The organism is Proteus vulgaris, from assembly GCF_033708015.1.
Taxonomy (GTDB): domain Bacteria; phylum Pseudomonadota; class Gammaproteobacteria; order Enterobacterales; family Enterobacteriaceae; genus Proteus.
On sequence record NZ_CP137920.1, the window covers coordinates 3,782,673 to 3,800,461 of the forward strand.

Annotated in this window: 13 protein-coding genes, 2 tRNA genes, 2 rRNA genes and 1 riboswitch; of the genes, 7 read left to right on the forward strand and 10 right to left on the reverse strand. The window is 43.6% G+C overall.

The annotated features are described in order from the left end of the window. Positions 1-12: 12 nt before the first annotated feature. The 4 genes from SB028_RS17780 to SB028_RS17795 form a co-directional block, all read right to left on the reverse strand. A 23S ribosomal RNA gene (locus SB028_RS17780) occupies positions 13-2,916 on the reverse strand. Positions 2,917-3,254: 338 nt separating this feature from the next. Further along, positions 3,255-3,330 (reverse strand) — tRNA-Ala (locus SB028_RS17785). Between the two features lie 132 nt (positions 3,331-3,462). Continuing rightward, positions 3,463-3,539, reverse strand: a tRNA-Ile gene (locus SB028_RS17790). A gap of 71 nt (positions 3,540-3,610) precedes the next feature. Next, positions 3,611-5,153 (reverse strand): 16S ribosomal RNA (locus tag SB028_RS17795). The 16S and 23S rRNA genes sit together here with 2 tRNA genes alongside, the layout of an rRNA operon. Positions 5,154-5,769: 616 nt before the next feature. Here SB028_RS17795 and purH point away from each other — a divergent pair. After that, positions 5,770-7,359 (forward strand): bifunctional phosphoribosylaminoimidazolecarboxamide formyltransferase/IMP cyclohydrolase, encoded by a 1,590-nt coding sequence (gene purH / locus SB028_RS17800; protein WP_069368757.1) that lies wholly within the window; start codon positions 5,770-5,772, stop codon positions 7,357-7,359. A 12-nt stretch (positions 7,360-7,371) separates the two neighbouring features. Beyond that, positions 7,372-8,661: a phosphoribosylamine--glycine ligase gene (gene purD, locus SB028_RS17805; protein ID WP_069368756.1), complete on the forward strand. Its 1,290-nt coding sequence runs from the start codon at positions 7,372-7,374 to the stop codon at positions 8,659-8,661. 24 nt (positions 8,662-8,685) lie between these two features. Here the strand turns inward: purD and SB028_RS17810 are convergent, their stop codons facing one another. The 6 genes from SB028_RS17810 to nudC form a co-directional block, all read right to left on the reverse strand. After that, positions 8,686-9,378: a DUF1481 domain-containing protein gene (locus SB028_RS17810; protein WP_077885125.1), complete on the reverse strand. Its 693-nt coding sequence runs from the start codon at positions 9,376-9,378 to the stop codon at positions 8,686-8,688. A 14-nt stretch (positions 9,379-9,392) separates the two neighbouring features. Beyond that, positions 9,393-9,665, reverse strand: coding sequence for an HU family DNA-binding protein (locus tag SB028_RS17815; RefSeq protein ID WP_004246922.1), 273 nt, complete (start codon positions 9,663-9,665; stop codon positions 9,393-9,395). Between the two features lie 193 nt (positions 9,666-9,858). After that, the gene (locus tag SB028_RS17820) at positions 9,859-10,449 is read right to left on the reverse strand and encodes a YjaG family protein (RefSeq protein WP_069368754.1); all 591 of its coding nucleotides are present in this window, start codon (positions 10,447-10,449) and stop codon (positions 9,859-9,861) included. Positions 10,450-10,523: 74 nt separating this feature from the next. Beyond that, positions 10,524-11,192 carry a deoxyribonuclease V gene (gene nfi / locus SB028_RS17825; protein WP_069368753.1) on the reverse strand — a complete coding sequence of 223 codons (669 nt, stop codon included), beginning with the start codon at positions 11,190-11,192 and terminating at the stop codon, positions 10,524-10,526. Then, on the reverse strand, positions 11,185-12,258 hold the full coding sequence (gene hemE, locus SB028_RS17830) for a uroporphyrinogen decarboxylase (protein WP_069368752.1): 1,074 nt from the start codon (positions 12,256-12,258) through the stop codon (positions 11,185-11,187). Before hemE ends, nfi begins: the two co-directional genes overlap by 8 nt. 88 nt (positions 12,259-12,346) lie before the next feature. Then, positions 12,347-13,132 carry an NAD(+) diphosphatase gene (nudC, locus tag SB028_RS17835; RefSeq protein WP_069368758.1) on the reverse strand — a complete coding sequence of 262 codons (786 nt, stop codon included), beginning with the start codon at positions 13,130-13,132 and terminating at the stop codon, positions 12,347-12,349. Between the two features lie 145 nt (positions 13,133-13,277). On the opposite strand from nudC, the gene SB028_RS17840 reads away from it, so the two are divergent. The 5 genes from SB028_RS17840 (at position 13,278) to thiS (ending at position 17,789) form a co-directional block, all read left to right on the forward strand. Further along, a complete protein-coding gene (locus SB028_RS17840) occupies positions 13,278-13,958 on the forward strand; it encodes an HAD family hydrolase (RefSeq protein WP_069368751.1) in 681 nt (226 codons plus the stop codon). A gap of 44 nt (positions 13,959-14,002) precedes the next feature. Next, a riboswitch (TPP riboswitch) is annotated at positions 14,003-14,125 on the forward strand. 141 nt (positions 14,126-14,266) lie between these two features. Further along, entirely contained in the window at positions 14,267-16,219 is a 1,953-nt protein-coding gene (gene thiC / locus SB028_RS17845; protein ID WP_069368750.1) for a phosphomethylpyrimidine synthase ThiC, read from the forward strand. Next, entirely contained in the window at positions 16,203-16,853 is a 651-nt protein-coding gene (thiE, locus tag SB028_RS17850) for a thiamine phosphate synthase (RefSeq protein WP_069368749.1), read from the forward strand. Before thiC ends, thiE begins: the two co-directional genes overlap by 17 nt. Then, positions 16,843-17,592, forward strand: a complete 750-nt coding sequence (locus tag SB028_RS17855) for a HesA/MoeB/ThiF family protein (protein WP_069368748.1) — start codon at positions 16,843-16,845, stop codon at positions 17,590-17,592. Before thiE ends, SB028_RS17855 begins: the two co-directional genes overlap by 11 nt. Continuing rightward, the gene (thiS, locus tag SB028_RS17860; RefSeq protein WP_069368747.1) at positions 17,589-17,789 is read left to right on the forward strand and encodes a sulfur carrier protein ThiS; all 201 of its coding nucleotides are present in this window, start codon (positions 17,589-17,591) and stop codon (positions 17,787-17,789) included. Before SB028_RS17855 ends, thiS begins: the two co-directional genes overlap by 4 nt.

Here is a 17,789-nt window from a genome sequence, read left to right on the forward strand (position 1 = left end):
CTTCGGTGTTGTCAGGTTAAGCCTCACGGTTCATTAGTACTGGTTAGCTCAACGTATCGCTACGCTTACACACCCAGCCTATCAACGTCTTAGTCTTAAACGTTCCTTTAGGTCACTCAAGGTGACAGGGAAGACTCATCTCGAGGCAAGTTTCCCGCTTAGATGCTTTCAGCGGTTATCTCTTCCGCACTTAGCTACCGGGCAATGCCATTGGCATGACAACCCGAACACCAGTGGTGCGTTCACTCCGGTCCTCTCGTACTAGGAGCAACCCCTCTCAATCTTCCAACGCCCACGGCAGATAGGGACCGAACTGTCTCACGACGTTCTAAACCCAGCTCGCGTACCACTTTAAATGGCGAACAGCCATACCCTTGGGACCTACTTCAGCCCCAGGATGTGATGAGCCGACATCGAGGTGCCAAACACCGCCGTCGATATGAACTCTTGGGCGGTATCAGCCTGTTATCCCCGGAGTACCTTTTATCCGTTGAGCGATGGCCCTTCCATTCAGAACCACCGGATCACTAAGACCTACTTTCGTACCTGCTCGAGCCGTCACTCTCACAGTCAAGCTGGCTTATGCCTTTGCACTAACCGCATGATGTCCGACCATGCTTAGCCAACCTTCGTGCTCCTCCGTTACTCTTTAGGAGGAGACCGCCCCAGTCAAACTACCCACCAGACACGGTCCCCGATCCAGATTATGGACCTAGGTTAGAACATCAAACGTTAAAGGGTGGTATTTCAAGGTTGACTCCATGCAGACTGGCGTCCACACTTCATAGTCTCCCACCTATCCTACACATCAAGGCTCAATGTTCAGTGTCAAGCTATAGTAAAGGTTCACGGGGTCTTTCCGTCTTGCCGCGGGTACACTGCATCTTCACAGCGAGTTCAATTTCACTGAGTCTCGGGTGGAGACAGCCTGGCCATCATTACGCCATTCGTGCAGGTCGGAACTTACCCGACAAGGAATTTCGCTACCTTAGGACCGTTATAGTTACGGCCGCCGTTTACTGGGGCTTCGATCAAGAGCTTCTCCCTAAGGATAACCCCATCAATTAACCTTCCAGCACCGGGCAGGCGTCACACCGTATACGTCCACTTTCGTGTTTGCACAGTGCTGTGTTTTTAATAAACAGTTGCAGCCAGCTGGTATCTTCGACTGGCTTCGGCTCCATCCGCAAGGGATTTCACTTACCGCCAGCGTGCCTTCTCCCGAAGTTACGGCACCATTTTGCCTAGTTCCTTCACCCGAGTTCTCTCAAGCGCCTGAGTATTCTCTACCTGACCACCTGTGTCGGTTTGGGGTACGATTGTTGGTAACCTGAAGCTTAGAGGCTTTTCCTGGAAGCAGGGCATCAATTGCTTCACCACCTTAGTGGTTCGTCATCACACCTCAGCATTAAGTGACCGGATTTGCCTAATCACTCTGCCTACATGCTTGAACCGGGACGACCGTCGCCCGGACAACCTAGCCTTCTCCGTTCCCCCATCGCAGTTACCACCAGTACGGGAATATTAACCCGTTTCCCATCGACTACGCTTTTCAGCCTCGCCTTAGGGGTCGACTCACCCTGCCCCGATTAACGTTGGACAGGAACCCTTGGTCTTCCGGCGTGCGGGTTTTTCACCCGCATTATCGTTACTTATGTCAGCATTCGCACTTCTGATACCTCCAGCATACCTCACAGTACACCTTCGCAGGCTTACAGAACGCTCCCCTACCCAACAACACATAAGTGTCGCTGCCGCAGCTTCGGTGCATGGTTTAGCCCCGTTACATCTTCCGCGCGGGCCGACTCGACCAGTGAGCTATTACGCTTTCTTTAAATGATGGCTGCTTCTAAGCCAACATCCTGGCTGTCTGAGCCTTCCCACTTCGTTTCCCACTTAACCATGACTTTGGGACCTTAGCTGGCGGTCTGGGTTGTTTCCCTCTTCACGACGGACGTTAGCACCCGCCGTGTGTCTCCCGTGATAACATTCTTCGGTATTCGCAGTTTGCATCGAGTTGGTAAGTCGGGATGACCCCCTAGTCGAAACAGTGCTCTACCCCCGAAGATGAGTTCACGAGGCGCTACCTAAATAGCTTTCGGGGAGAACCAGCTATCTCCCGGTTTGATTGGCCTTTCACCCCCATCCACAAGTCATCCGCTAATTTTTCAACATTAGTCGGTTCGGTCCTCCAGTTAGTGTTACCCAACCTTCAACCTGCCCATGGATAGATCACCGGGTTTCGGGTCTATACCCTGCAACTCATTCGCCCAGTTAAGACTCGGTTTCCCTACGGCTCCCCTATACGGTTAACCTTGCTACAGAATATAAGTCGCTGACCCATTATACAAAAGGTACGCAGTCACCCCATAAAGAGGCTCCTACTGCTTGTACGTACACGGTTTCAGGTTCTTTTTCACTCCCCTCGCCGGGGTTCTTTTCGCCTTTCCCTCACGGTACTGGTTCACTATCGGTCAATCAGGAGTATTTAGCCTTGGAGGATGGTCCCCCCATATTCAGACAGGATAACACGTGTCCCGCCCTACTCGTCGAGTTCACAATAACAGCATCTTCGGATACGGGGCTATCACCCTTTACTGCCGGACTTTCCAGACCGTTCTCCTGATGCTGCCATTGATTAAGACTCTGGGCTGTTCCCCGTTCGCTCGCCGCTACTAGGGGAATCTCGGTTGATTTCTTTTCCTCGGGGTACTGAGATGTTTCAGTTCTCCCGGTTCGCTTCATTAACCTATGTATTCAGTTAATGATAATATCCATGGGATATTGGGTTTCCCCATTCGGAAATCGTCGGGTATAACGGTTCATATCACCTTACCGACGCTTATCGCAGATTAGCACGTCCTTCATCGCCTCTGATTGCCTAGGCATCCACCGTGTACGCTTATTCGCTTAACCTCACAACCCGAAGATGTTTCTCTCGAAGACGACTTTAAAGGTCATGGCTACACAAGCATCAATTCGTTGTTGGGCAGTGCTCGTAATGCTCACATACTTAAGTATGCTGCGCTTACTGCGCGCTGTCCGCCTAGAATTGCTGTTGTTCGCTCATGACACTCGCCTTGGAGTATCACAAATTCAAGGTCTGAGATTTTGAGAGACTCATCAATATACCTCGGTGATATATTGATTTGTTTTCAATTTTTCAGCTTGTTCCAGATTGTTAAAGAGCATAATAATTCGCAGTATACTATTGCTAATATACTCTGAATTATTCATTTATATTCAAGAGATTATGGTGGAGCTAAGCGGGATCGAACCGCTGACCTCCTGCGTGCAAGGCAGGCGCTCTCCCAGCTGAGCTATAGCCCCATAATGCAGTCGAAATAACCAGTGTTTCAACCATTATCTTTTTCAAGATAAATCGACTTGAGACAAGGCGTGAAATAACGAAGTTTACTTAAAGTAAACGAGTTCTTTCACAACGCAGTATTCAAGGCGATTTGGTAGGCCTGAGTGGACTTGAACCACCGACCTCACCCTTATCAGGGGTGCGCTCTAACCACCTGAGCTACAAGCCTATACCGGTATTTCTGCTCGTTCTTCATCAGACAATCTGTGTGAGCACTGCACATAACACGTATCTCTTAGGTAAGGAGGTGATCCAACCGCAGGTTCCCCTACGGTTACCTTGTTACGACTTCACCCCAGTCATGAATCACAAAGTGGTAAGCGCCCTCCCGAAGGTTAAGCTACCTACTTCTTTTGCAACCCACTCCCATGGTGTGACGGGCGGTGTGTACAAGGCCCGGGAACGTATTCACCGTAGCATTCTGATCTACGATTACTAGCGATTCCGACTTCATGGAGTCGAGTTGCAGACTCCAATCCGGACTACGACAGACTTTATGAGTTCCGCTTGCTCTCGCGAGGTCGCTTCTCTTTGTATCTGCCATTGTAGCACGTGTGTAGCCCTACTCGTAAGGGCCATGATGACTTGACGTCATCCCCACCTTCCTCCGGTTTATCACCGGCAGTCTCCTTTGAGTTCCCACCATAACGTGCTGGCAACAAAGGATAAGGGTTGCGCTCGTTGCGGGACTTAACCCAACATTTCACAACACGAGCTGACGACAGCCATGCAGCACCTGTCTCAGCGTTCCCGAAGGCACTCCTCTATCTCTAAAGGATTCGCTGGATGTCAAGAGTAGGTAAGGTTCTTCGCGTTGCATCGAATTAAACCACATGCTCCACCGCTTGTGCGGGCCCCCGTCAATTCATTTGAGTTTTAACCTTGCGGCCGTACTCCCCAGGCGGTCGATTTAACGCGTTAGCTCCAGAAGCCACGGTTCAAGACCACAACCTCTAAATCGACATCGTTTACAGCGTGGACTACCAGGGTATCTAATCCTGTTTGCTCCCCACGCTTTCGCACCTGAGCGTCAGTCTTTGTCCAGGGGGCCGCCTTCGCCACCGGTATTCCTCCACATCTCTACGCATTTCACCGCTACACGTGGAATTCTACCCCCCTCTACAAGACTCTAGCCAACCAGTTTCAGATGCAATTCCCAAGTTAAGCTCGGGGCTTTCACATCTGACTTAATTGACCGCCTGCGTGCGCTTTACGCCCAGTAATTCCGATTAACGCTTGCACCCTCCGTATTACCGCGGCTGCTGGCACGGAGTTAGCCGGTGCTTCTTCTGCGGGTAACGTCAATTGATAAGGGTATTAACCTTATCACCTTCCTCCCCGCTGAAAGTACTTTACAACCCTAAGGCCTTCTTCATACACGCGGCATGGCTGCATCAGGCTTGCGCCCATTGTGCAATATTCCCCACTGCTGCCTCCCGTAGGAGTCTGGGCCGTGTCTCAGTCCCAGTGTGGCTGATCATCCTCTCAGACCAGCTAGAGATCGTCGCCTAGGTGAGCCATTACCCCACCTACTAGCTAATCCCATATGGGTTCATCCGATAGCGCAAGGTCCGAAGAGCCCCTGCTTTGGTCCGTAGACGTCATGCGGTATTAGCCACCGTTTCCAGTAGTTATCCCCCTCTATCGGGCAGATCCCCATACATTACTCACCCGTCCGCCGCTCGTCAGCAAGAAAGCAAGCTTTCTCCTGTTACCGCCCGACTTGCATGTGTTAGGCCTGCCGCCAGCGTTCAATCTGAGCCATGATCAAACTCTTCAATTAAAAGTGTTTGATGCTCAAAGAAATCGAAAACTTAGCTATTCATAAATGAATTTACTTTTGTTGTTCACTCTTCAAGACTTGATACATCTAATATTTTAGAAGATATCGTCTCTGCGAGTGCCCACACAGATTGTCTGATAATTTGTTAAAGAGCAGTGCAACATTCGCTGCCGTTTCCGGTCTTCTGCGTTGTTGCGAGGAGGTGCATTCTACATCTTCCTCATTGAGTGTCAAGCGTTTATTTTCAAGGCTTTTCACTTTTTTCTTCGTTCTCTCGACTAACTCACTTAGCGTGGTTTGCCGTGACAACGAGGACGCATTATAGGGAGTTTTCTGAGACTGGCAATAGTTTTTTTAAGAAAAAAAATCGTTTGCTTAATTCCACAGCAAAACCCCAACTTATACGCACTTATTAACAACTTTATCCACAACTCACCTTTTTACATAAAATTAGCATGTCAAACGCAAACGTTTGCGTTATTATAACGGTCAATTAAGTAAGATTGATTTTGTGTCCATCTTCTGAAATGTTAGTTATGCAAACACAATTTCACTGTATTAATGTGATTTAACTTCACCATTACTACCGTTATACCAACCCCAAGGGATAAAACTCATGCAACATCTTCGTCCTATCCGCCGTGCACTTTTAAGTGTGTCTGATAAAGCAGGTATTTTAGAATTTGCTAAAGCACTTGTTGAAAGAGAAGTAGAACTCTTATCTACAGGTGGAACCGCACGTCTATTAGCAGAAGCTGGCCTACCGGTTATTGAAGTCTCCGATTACACTGGTTTCCCAGAAATGATGGATGGCAGAGTGAAAACGCTGCATCCTAAAGTACATGGTGGAATTTTGGGGCGTCGTGGGCAAGACGATGCAATTATGGAGGAGCATGAAATTCGTCCTATCGATATGGTCGTCGTAAATCTTTATCCTTTCGCTAAAACCGTCGCTCGCCCAGATTGCTCATTAGCCGATGCAGTGGAAAATATCGATATTGGTGGACCAACAATGGTTCGCTCCGCAGCGAAAAATCATAAAGACGTTACAATTGTAGTAAATAGTAATGACTATGAAAGAGTGATTGAAGAAATGGATAATCACGAAAATAGCCTTACTTTAGATACACGCTTTGATTTAGCGATAAAAGCCTTTGAACATACAGCAGCTTACGATGGAATGATTGCTAACTATTTTGGTCAGAAGGTTGCACCTTATTATGGTGATACTTCACAGCCATCAGGTCCTTTCCCTCGTACCCTAAATCTGAACTATATAAAGAAACAAGATATGCGTTATGGTGAGAATGCTCATCAGCAAGCCGCTTTCTATATAGAAGAAGATATTGAAGAAGCATCTATTGCCACTGCAAACCAATTACAAGGCAAAGCACTTTCTTACAACAACATTGCCGATACTGATGCCGCATTAGAATGTGTAAAATCATTCTCCGAGCCTGCATGTGTTATTGTGAAACATGCAAATCCTTGCGGTGTTGCAACTGCGAACACGCTCACACAAGCATATGACAATGCATTTAAAACCGATCCCACCTCTGCATTTGGTGGCATTATCGCATTCAATCGCCCATTAGATGCAAAAACAGCAAGTGCGATCATCGAACGTCAGTTTGTTGAAGTCATCATTGCCCCTTCTATTAATGAAGATGCACTACCCATTTTAGAAACAAAACCAAATGTCCGTGTATTGGCTTGTGGTCAATGGCAAACAGCAAAACCCGCGTTAGATTTCAAACGTGTTAATGGTGGGCTGTTGGTTCAAGATCGTGACTTGGGCATGGTAAAAGAAGAAAACTTAAGAGTGGTTACTCAACGTCAACCAAGCGAACGTGAACTTAAAGATGCACTCTTCTGCTGGAAAGTCGCAAAATTTGTAAAATCAAATGCCATTGTTTACGCTAAAAACGATATGACTGTCGGTATTGGCGCAGGACAAATGAGCCGTGTGTACTCTGCAAAAATTGCGGGTATTAAAGCCGCTGATGAAGGTTTAGAAGTTGCGGGTTGTGCAATGGCATCAGATGCATTCTTCCCATTTAGAGATGGTATTGATGCCGCCGCTCTTGCGGGTGTGACTTGTGTTATTCAACCTGGTGGCTCAATTCGTGATGATGAAGTCATTGCGGCTGCCAATGAACATAATATTGCAATGATTTTCACTAATATGCGTCACTTCCGCCATTAATAAGGTATTGATATGAAAATTTTGATTATTGGTAATGGCGGTCGGGAACATGCTTTAGCTTGGAAGGCCGTTCAATCACCGCTGGCAACACAGGTTTTTGTTGCTCCTGGTAATGCTGGCTCAGCATTAGAAAATGGTGTTGAGAATGTGGCTATTAGTGCAACCGATATTCCTGCATTAGTTACATTTGCCCTCGAAAACCAAATTGATTTAACGATCGTAGGCCCAGAAGCACCTCTGGTTATGGGTGTTGTCGATGCATTTAAAGAAGCGGGACTGACCATCTTTGGTCCAACAAAAGGAGCCGCTCAATTAGAAGGCTCTAAAGCCTTCACAAAAGATTTTTTAGCTCGTCATAACATTCCAACTGCGGCTTATCAAAATTTTACAGAAATAGCGCCTGCACTTGAGTATCTCAATAAAGTGGGCGCGCCGATTGTTATCAAAGCAGATGGTTTAGCAGCAGGTAAAGGCGTTATTGTTGCAATGACGCAAGCTGAAGCTGAAGCTGCAATTAAAGATATGTTGGCTGGCAATGTTTTTGGTGATGCAGGACATCGTATTGTTATCGAAGAATTTCTTGATGGCGAAGAAGCTAGCTTTATCGTTATGGTTGATGGTGAACACGTAATTCCAATGGCAACAAGCCAAGATCATAAGCGTGTTGGCAATGGAGATACGGGCCCTAATACGGGGGGAATGGGTGCATATTCACCGGCGCCTGTTGTTACGCCAGAAATCCACCAGCAAGTCATGGAAAAAATCATTTATCCAACAGTAAAGGGAATGGCTTCCGAAGGTCATCGTTACCAAGGTTTCCTTTATGCTGGTCTGATGATTGATAAACAAGGTATCGCTAAGGTTATTGAGTTTAACTGTCGTTTTGGCGATCCAGAAACTCAACCTATTATGATGCGTATGCAATCTGACTTAGTTGATCTCTGTTTAGCTGGCGCAAAAGGCAACTTAAAAGATAAAGATTCCCATTGGGATCCTCGTCCAGCTTTGGGGGTTGTGATTGCAGCAGGTGGCTACCCAGCGGATTATCGTCAAGGTGATGTTATCAAGGGCTTAACACCAACATCCTCAACAACGGCGAAGGTATTTCAAGCTGGAACAACACTCAATGACAAAGGCGAAGTTATCACTGCCGGTGGACGAGTACTATGTGTAACAGCATTAGGTGATGATATCGAACAAGCCCAAAAAAATGCGTATGCTTTAGCTAAAGGTATTCATTGGGATGGTAGTTTTTATCGCCATGATATTGGTTATCGCGCGATTGCACGCTTAAAGAAATAGAGAATTAACAACAAAAGGGGGTGATCACAAGCTCTCTTTTGTTGGTTCCCATTTACAAAAATCGTGATCTGCGACCATAAGTAATTGCTTACCTTCTGGTGAATCAAGCCAAGCAACATAAGAAGGCTTACTTGAATTACGTGTTCTTGTTTTTAACCAACGTTGTTCTGAACCTTCAAATGAAACACTCACCTTCTCTCCAGCACATGTTGTCATTGTATTTTGATACCAGACACCCTGTATTAAATTTACTTTCCCAATAGTAAGCGCTTCGCTGATTTCACGCTCTTTACTTGCAGCAAATACCATTCTTAAACGCTCATCTTCTGTTAATGCTCGTTTTTGCTTCTGGCTCTCTTGTTGCATGAAAATAACTTCACCACGTTTATTTAAACGAAGGTGCCAAGATGAGGGATCGTTAGGATTGAGAATTTCAGAGCGAACTTGCCAAAGCCTATTTTGGCGATATTCATAGAATGTGATGACCGTTTCTGGTTTTTTATAAAAACTATAAACGCTCATGATCACTTGAGGTTCTGACGCTTTATTATTTAAACGCCATAGTCGCACAACTCCATCGTCCGCAATATAACCTGTTGCAGAAAATTCAGGTAGTTGCACAGTAGAAGAGCAGGCGCTGAGCAAAAAAGCAAATCCTATTGCTAACAGCCCCTGTCGTTTCAACAAAAGGGGAGTAAATCCCCCTCTATTGTTCATTCCGTTCAAAGGAATTATTTTACTGCGTCTTTCAGTGCTTTACCGGCAGTAAATGCAGGAACATTAGCTGCTGCAATTTTAATTTCTTTACCAGTTTGAGGGTTACGACCAGTACGCTCTGCACGGTGATTTACCTTGAATGTACCGAAACCAACTAACTGTACAGAATCGCCTTCTTTCAGAGCACCTGTTACTGAATCGATAAACGCTTCAATAGCAGCTTTTGCTTGAGTTTTTGTCAGATCCGCTTTTTCAGCAACTGATTCGGTTAATTCAGCTTTGTTCATAAAATAGTCCTTAAAGTATGTTTTATCGTTTGAAAAACATCTGGTGAAAAAACTTAACTTATTCTCTTTTTAAAAGGATAAATTAAGTAAAACACCTGAGCCACTTCTTTTCGTACCCAATGTAGAACATACACAGGGGTGATGTGAAGTCTTTAAACGTCGCTTTTCAAGCACTAAATCACGTTTTTCTGATTTAGTGCGTTAATTCTATACCGATATTGCTCATTCCAGCTTCACGAAGGTCTGCTCGTAGACCTTTGATCAGTTCGACATCTCTTTCTTCACATTCTACAAGTAGACGGTAAATTTCCCATTGGATATCGAACTCTTCAATAACAGCAGGTAAAGATCTAAGCTCTTCTTCACTCATTTCTCTTTCTGCTTGTGTCATTTCAAGTGAAGCAACTGTCCCTACTGATAATTTGCTCACTTCAATAGCGTGACTTAATGATTCACCGCTTAAACGTGAGTGAACAATTTCACTAAGCGCAACACAGGCGTCAATCGCAGGATAGACACCATAAATCTCGAACAGAGATGCATCAGGAATAGCTTCTTCTAATTTCTCTAATTGAGAATCAAAATTAACTTTTGCATCTTTCACCGTTAAAGTTTCCCAAACCAGATCGAGAATACGGCGATAAAGCATTGGATCGGTAAAACCTGTTTCACGACAAAATACCTGATAATTTGGGTACATTCTCTCACACAGGCATGCCATAAACGTCAGGTGTTGCCAAGCTTCTAGCTTTTCTAAACGTAAATGGATTGGGTTCTTCAACATTCGTGATTACTCATTTTCTTAACTTAGGCGCAGTTTACCTGAAAATTCAAAATATCCACATATTTCCCGAACATTTAGAGCTTATTCTTATTCAATTGCTCAAATAATCGCCTATTTGAAGCAATACCATCAGCCCAACGCGTTGGTTCTGGCAATCGATATCCTTTCATACACAATTCAACCCACTGCAAAGCGCCTTTCATACTCACTTTATGACCCGGAGAAATATACAGAGGTTTACATTTTTTCTTACTGCGATAAATCCATCCTATTTGCTCATTCTTATCCATTAGTGGCTCATAGCTTCCCATCTCTTCATTAACGGCTTTATCAGTACCACATAAACGACTTTTTGCCACACCAATAGTTGGTGTATCCACTAGTAAACCAAAATGACTTGCAACACCAAGCCTTCTAGGATGAGCAATACCTTGTCCATCAACAAAAATAAGAGAAGGCTTTTGTTTGATTAATTGCCAAGCAGTCAGTAACGCTGGACACTCTCTAAATGAAAGTAAGCCAGGGATATAAGGAAGAGTTGTCGGTATTCGGGCTATTTGATATTCAAGAATTTCAAAAGATGGGTAGTGCATTACTACGATGGCGGCGCGAGTAACTGCGCCACCGTCTTCAAAACCAACATCAGCACCCGCTATGCAAATTGGTGCTGTAAATTGGTCTGTTAAAATAATCTGTTGAGCTTTCTCTGTCTGCTCCTGACGTAATTGTTGGGTATTAATCATTATCCTGATGATAAGGCTTCGATAAACGGTGAACCGCATCAATAAATGCCCCAGCATGTTCAGGTGGAACATCTTGATGAATACCGTGCCCAAGATTAAAGACATGACCATTGCCTTTACCAAACCCAGCCAAAATAGTCTCGACTTCTTGTTCTATTCTGGCAGGTGGTGCATACAGCATAGAAGGATCCATATTACCTTGTAACGCAACTTTATCCCCGACTCGGCGACGAGCATCTTCGATATCAATCGTCCAATCTAGTCCTAATGCATCACAACCAGTCGCAGCCATCGCTTCTAGCCAACGACCACCACCTTTAGTAAATAAAGTAACTGGCACTTTTCTTCCATCATATTCACGGATAAGACCATCAACAATCTTATGCATATAGTGTAATGAGAAAAGTTGGTAATCACGACCTGTTAGCACACCACCCCATGTATCAAAGATCATGATAGATTGTGCACCCGCTTTAATTTGAGCATTCAGATACAGAATAACGCTATCTGCCAGTTTATCCAGTAATAGATGCAATGCTTGAGGCTCTGAATACATCATTTTTTTAATTTTTGTGAAGGCCTTACTACTTCCACCTTCAACCATATAAGTTGCCAGTGTCCAGGGGCTTCCTGAAAAACCAATTAATGGCACACTACCTTGCAATGCATGACGAATGGCACGTACTGCATTCATCACATACCCCAGTTCATCTTCAGGATCAGGAATAGGCAATTTTTTAATATCATCAATGCTATTTATTGGTGATTTAAAGCGAGGACCTTCACCCGTTTCAAAGTAAAGACCTAATCCCATTGCATCTGGAATAGTTAAAATATCAGAAAATAAAATAGCAGCATCTAAAGGGAAGCGTCTTAAAGGCTGTAATGTGACTTCACATGCTAATTCTGTATTCTTGCACAATGAGATGAAATCCCCCGCCTGTGCCCGTGTTTCCTTATATTCAGGAAGATATCTGCCTGCCTGACGCATCATCCAAACTGGGGTGACATCAACAGGTTGGCGCAACAGCGCACGTAAATAGCGGTCGTTTTTCAACTCACTCATGACTAACTCCATTAACAGTAATAGGGCCGCAAAATAGCATGCATTGTAACATGCTGGAAAAATAACTGTTGGCAGACCGCGCCTTTATTTAGTTCTTTTCTTTATCTTGTCTAATATTGGCTATCGTATCTTCGATCAAACGTCGGGCAATCGTGTCTGGCGGTGGGATCTGCGGTAATTGATCATAGCGATACCAACCTGCACTCGTTAATTCAGAAGGATCATGACGTAGCTCACCACCATCATAATCAGCTAAAAAGCCCATCATTAAGGAATGAGGGAACGGCCAAGGCTGAGAGGATACATAACGAATATTGCGAATACGAATATTGCTCTCTTCAAACACTTCACGGGCCACGGCTTCTTCTAACGTTTCACCAACCTCAACAAAACCAGCAAGTACCGTGTAAAGAGGTGAATGTTTGTGCCTAACATGGTGTGCTAATAAGATTTTATCTTCATGGCGAATACCCACAATAATACAAGGGGCAATTTGTGGGTAATAGCGCTCATGGCAGTTATCGCATAAACATGCCCATTCGCTTTCGCTATGACGCATTTTAGAACCACAATAACCACAAAAACGGTGAGAACGATAAAACTCAGCCAGTTGGACGCCACGACCAACTAATTTAAATAAGTTTTCATCTTGTGAGGCGATAAGTCTGGGTGAGCACATGTCGTTATCCATTTTTCCATGAATAAGCCAAACGGTTTCACCTTGCCATTCACCCACAATTTTGGCGTGTTGACCAATGAGATCCCAATCTTTAGCTAAACCAAATGGAAGTTCACCTTTAGGTAGCCACACGCGCCCCCCAAGACTAACTGTCCACCAGCCCTTTTCTGAACCTGTTAATGTATATAAATGCATAACGACCATCTATCCCAAATAATGATATAAAATAGAGGATACTCTCTTTAGCAAGAAGCACTCAATGAATTATAACTACCTTCTATAATTCATTAACATTCTTAAAATATAAATATAAATTTTATTAATAATAAGAACGCTTAGAATGACAGATAAAACCAAAAGTAAGATTGCTATTTTTGATCTAGATGAAACGCTTTTAGCCGGCGATTCTAGCCGCTTATGGACAAACTATTTGTGGGATAAGAAAATAGTCACTGATCCTCAGTTTTTAAAACTAGATGAGCAAATGATCGCAGATTATTACGCTGAAACGTTAGACATAAAGCAATATCTTTTTCAACATTTAGCGTACTTTAGACATTATGATATAAATACAATAAATCGACTAGTTAATGATTTTACCGAAACTAAAATTCAGCCTTTGCTTTACCCACAAGGAATATCAATAATTACACAATATCGACAGCAGAATATTCCCGTTATGATTATTTCAGCAACAATGTCTTTTTTAGTTCATGTGATTGCAAAGCAACTTAATGCAGATATTTCAATGGGGATTGATATGCAAATTAAGGACAATCATTACACTGGGTTTATTGAAGGTATTCCGACATTTCGAGAAGGGAAGGTTGAGCGCTTAAATCAATGGAAAGAAGCTAATAACATAAAAGATACTTATGTTTATTTCTATACTGATTCATCTAATGATCTCCCTTTATGTTACCAAGCAGATCATGTTATCACGGTTAACGCCGACCCCAAATTAGTACAAATTTCTGATGAACAAGCATGGGGACAACAACATTGGAATTTAAATAAATAGCCCATGTCGGACTTGTAGTTTTTAAAATCTTTCATATACTGAACATCTTCTTGTCGGAGTGCCTAGTGTTTATAAGGCTATTATAAATACAGGCTGAGACCGTTAATTCGGGATCCGCGGAACCTGATCGGGTTAATACCCGCGAAGGGAACAAGAGTGATTCGACCTTTTGATAGCTTCATTGCGTATATTTTTTACACATCTATATACACCTATCTGTCGATACTCCCTGCGACCTCCAGACAAGCATTTTTCTCAATATTCACCCGACAGGCAACTCGCCTGCATGATATTTATTAGGAAATGCTATGTCCCAAAATCAAAATATATCCGTTAAAGATATTTCACCAACCAACAACAAACAGCGCCCACGAAAAGAACAGCGTGATGCAGCTCAAAAGTTTATCAGCACCATTCGAGGCGTAAGTTTCCCAAATTCAAACCGTATTTACCTCGAAGGCTCACGTACTGATATTCAAGTACCAATGCGTGAGATCCAACTTGATAAAACGCTAATAGGAGGATCAAAAGATTCCCCTATTTTTGAAGACAATGAGCCTGTACCGGTGTATGACACATCGGGCCCTTATGGTGACCCTGCGTCTCAACTTGACGTTAATTTGGGATTAAAAAAAATACGTCAACCATGGATTGATGAGCGTAATGATACTGAAGTGCTTTCACTTTTAAGTTCAGATTTCACCCAACAGCGCCTTTCTGATGCTGGATTAGAACATCTACGTTTTCCCTTAAAACCAACCCCCAAAAAAGCACTCAATGGCAAAAGTGTGACGCAATTACATTATGCCCGCAAAGGTATTATTACGCCTGAAATGGAATTTATTGCTATTCGTGAAAATATGGGGCGTGAGAGAATTCGTAGCGAAGTTTTACGCCAGCAGCATACAGGGTTTAGCTTTGGTGCTCATCTTCCTGACAATATTACGCCTGAGTTTGTACGCCAAGAAGTTGCAGCAGGTAGAGCAATCATTCCAGCCAATATCAATCACCCTGAATCAGAACCCATGATTATTGGGCGAAATTTCTTAGTGAAAGTGAATGCCAATATCGGCAACTCTTCTGTAACCTCCTCCATTGAAGAAGAAGTTGAAAAACTCATTTGGTCTACACGCTGGGGAGCGGATACCGTAATGGATCTCTCAACGGGCCGTTATATTCATGAAACACGTGAGTGGATCATTCGCAATAGCCCTGTTCCTATCGGTACAGTTCCAATTTATCAGGCACTAGAGAAAGTTAACGGTATTGCTGAAGATCTCACTTGGGAAATATTCCGAGATACTTTGTTAGAACAAGCAGAGCAAGGCGTTGATTATTTTACTATTCATGCAGGTGTATTGTTACGCTATGTGCCAATGACAGCAAAACGCCTAACGGGTATTGTCTCTCGTGGCGGTTCGATAATGGCGAAATGGTGTTTATCACATCATAAAGAGAATTTCCTCTACGAGCATTTCCGTGAAATCTGTGAAATTTGTACGGATTATGATGTTTCCCTTTCACTAGGCGACGGACTAAGACCGGGTTCAATTCAAGATGCGAACGATGAAGCACAATTTTCTGAATTACATACCCTAGGTGAACTAACAAAAATTGCATGGGAATATGACGTTCAAGTCATGATAGAAGGCCCAGGCCACGTTCCAATGCAGATGATCCGCCGCAATATGACAGAAGAATTAACACATTGTCATGAAGCACCATTTTATACATTAGGCCCTCTTACTACCGACATTGCACCAGGCTATGACCACTTTACCTCGGGTATTGGTGCCGCAATGATTGGGTGGTTTGGCTGCGCGATGCTTTGTTATGTCACACCTAAAGAACACCTTGGATTACCTAACAAAGAAGATGTAAAGCAAGGGCTTATTACTTATAAAATCGCTGCTCATGCTGCCGATTTAGCCAAAGGACATCCCGGTGCTCAAATTCGTGATAACGCAATGTCAAAAGCTCGCTTTGAGTTTAGATGGGAAGATCAATTCAATTTAGCGCTTGATCCTGAAACTGCACGTCAATATCACGATGAAACCTTGCCTCAAGCATCAGGAAAAGTCGCCCACTTTTGCTCAATGTGTGGTCCTAAATTCTGCTCAATGAAAATAACGCAAGAAGTGCGCGATTATGCAGCGGGCATGGAGCAAATGTCTCAAGCCTTTAAAGAGCATGGAAATGAGTTATACCACAGTGCAGAAATCGCCAGTATTGAGGTGACTGAAAATGAACAGATCCTCTAACACACCTTTTGCATCAACAGAAAAAAAGCTTGGGCTTTATCCCGTTGTTGATTCTGTTGAATGGATCGAACGCCTGTTAAAGGTAGGCGTTACTACCCTGCAATTACGCATAAAAGATCAACAACCAGATGATATTGAACAAAAGATCATTGAAGCAATAAAATTAGGTAAACAGTATCATGCAAGACTGTTTATCAATGATTATTGGCAACTCGCCATTCAACATCACGCCTATGGTGTTCATCTCGGTCAAGAAGATATTGATATTGCTGACCTTTATGCCATTAAACAATCAGGCTTACGCCTTGGTATTTCCACTCACAATGAAACGGAATTACAAAGAGCGAAAGCATTACGTCCATCTTACATCGCATTAGGGCATATCTTTCCAACCACAACAAAAGATATGCCATCTAAACCTCAAGGTTTGAAGGCACTCAAACAACAAGTCGAACAGACACCCGACTTTCCAACTGTTGCTATTGGTGGGATCTCACTAGAGAAAGTGCCCGATGTTGTTGCAACCGGTGTCGGCAGTGTTGCCTTAGTCAGTGCAATAACGAAAGCACCTGATTGGCAACAAGTGACTCGTAAATTATTAGAATTAGTGGAGGGAAACCATCATGCTAAATGATAATGAATTTATGCGTTATAGCCGACAAGTGATGTTAGAAGATATTGGATTAAAAGGTCAAAGCAAGCTTCAACAAGCAAAGGTACTGATCATTGGGCTTGGTGGTTTGGGATCTCCAGCATCACTTTATCTTGCTGGTGCGGGTATTGGTGAGCTTATTTTAGTTGATAATGATGAGTTACATGTTTCTAACCTACAACGTCAAATTCTTTATCGAACTCAAGATATTCCTGACGCAAAATCAGAGATCGCAAAGCAGTCTCTGGGGGCATTAAATCCAGAGATAAAAATTACCGCTTATAAACAACGCATCAATGGCGACTTATTATCTAAATTAGTTAAAGAGGTCGATTTAGTCTTAGATTGCACAGATAACATGCTCACACGCCAAGCAATTAATCGTGCTTGTGTCACACAGCAAACTCCGCTTATCAGTGGCAGTGCCGTAGGGTTTAGTGGGCAACTGATGGTATTTGAACCGCCTTTTACTCATGGTTGCTATCACTGCCTCTATCCCGATGAGACAGAACCACAACGAAATTGCAAAACAGCTGGAATTCTAGGTCCTGTCGTCGGCGTGATTGGCACTCTTCAGGCACTGGAAGCAATTAAATTACTCTCTGGCTTACCCAGTTCTCTAAGTGGAAAACTTCGCCTTTTCGATGGTAGAAAACAAAATTGGAGTACTTTGCGTTTAACACCATCAAAAACATGTCCTGTTTGTCGAGGGTTAGCATGAACATTACCGTAAATGACGAACAATATTCTCTGGATATGCCTGTCACTATCTGTCAGCTCCTTATTCAGTTAGCACAACCCCCTATTGGTGTAGCACTTGCTATCAATGAAACCATCGTTCCCCGTGAAAATTGGGAAACACATGTTATTAATGATGGCGATACTATTCTTCTCTTCCAAGCAATTGCAGGAGGCTGA

Excerpts from the sequence above, each read along its gene's own strand:
- purH (WP_069368757.1), top strand. The coding sequence starts at position 5,770 with ATGCAACATCTTCGTCCTATCCGCCGTGCACTTTTAAGTGTGTCTGAT.
- purD (WP_069368756.1), top strand. The coding sequence starts at position 7,372 with ATGAAAATTTTGATTATTGGTAATGGCGGTCGGGAACATGCTTTAGCT.
- SB028_RS17810 (WP_077885125.1), bottom strand. The coding sequence starts at position 9,378 with ATGAACAATAGAGGGGGATTTACTCCCCTTTTGTTGAAACGACAGGGG.
- SB028_RS17815 (WP_004246922.1), bottom strand. The coding sequence starts at position 9,665 with ATGAACAAAGCTGAATTAACCGAATCAGTTGCTGAAAAAGCGGATCTG.
- SB028_RS17820 (WP_069368754.1), bottom strand. The coding sequence starts at position 10,449 with ATGTTGAAGAACCCAATCCATTTACGTTTAGAAAAGCTAGAAGCTTGG.
- nfi (WP_069368753.1), bottom strand. The coding sequence starts at position 11,192 with ATGATTAATACCCAACAATTACGTCAGGAGCAGACAGAGAAAGCTCAA.
- hemE (WP_069368752.1), bottom strand. The coding sequence starts at position 12,258 with ATGAGTGAGTTGAAAAACGACCGCTATTTACGTGCGCTGTTGCGCCAA.
- nudC (WP_069368758.1), bottom strand. The coding sequence starts at position 13,132 with ATGCATTTATATACATTAACAGGTTCAGAAAAGGGCTGGTGGACAGTT.
- SB028_RS17840 (WP_069368751.1), top strand. The coding sequence starts at position 13,278 with ATGACAGATAAAACCAAAAGTAAGATTGCTATTTTTGATCTAGATGAA.
- thiC (WP_069368750.1), top strand. The coding sequence starts at position 14,267 with ATGTCCCAAAATCAAAATATATCCGTTAAAGATATTTCACCAACCAAC.
- thiE (WP_069368749.1), top strand. The coding sequence starts at position 16,203 with ATGAACAGATCCTCTAACACACCTTTTGCATCAACAGAAAAAAAGCTT.
- SB028_RS17855 (WP_069368748.1), top strand. The coding sequence starts at position 16,843 with ATGCTAAATGATAATGAATTTATGCGTTATAGCCGACAAGTGATGTTA.
- thiS (WP_069368747.1), top strand. The coding sequence starts at position 17,589 with ATGAACATTACCGTAAATGACGAACAATATTCTCTGGATATGCCTGTC.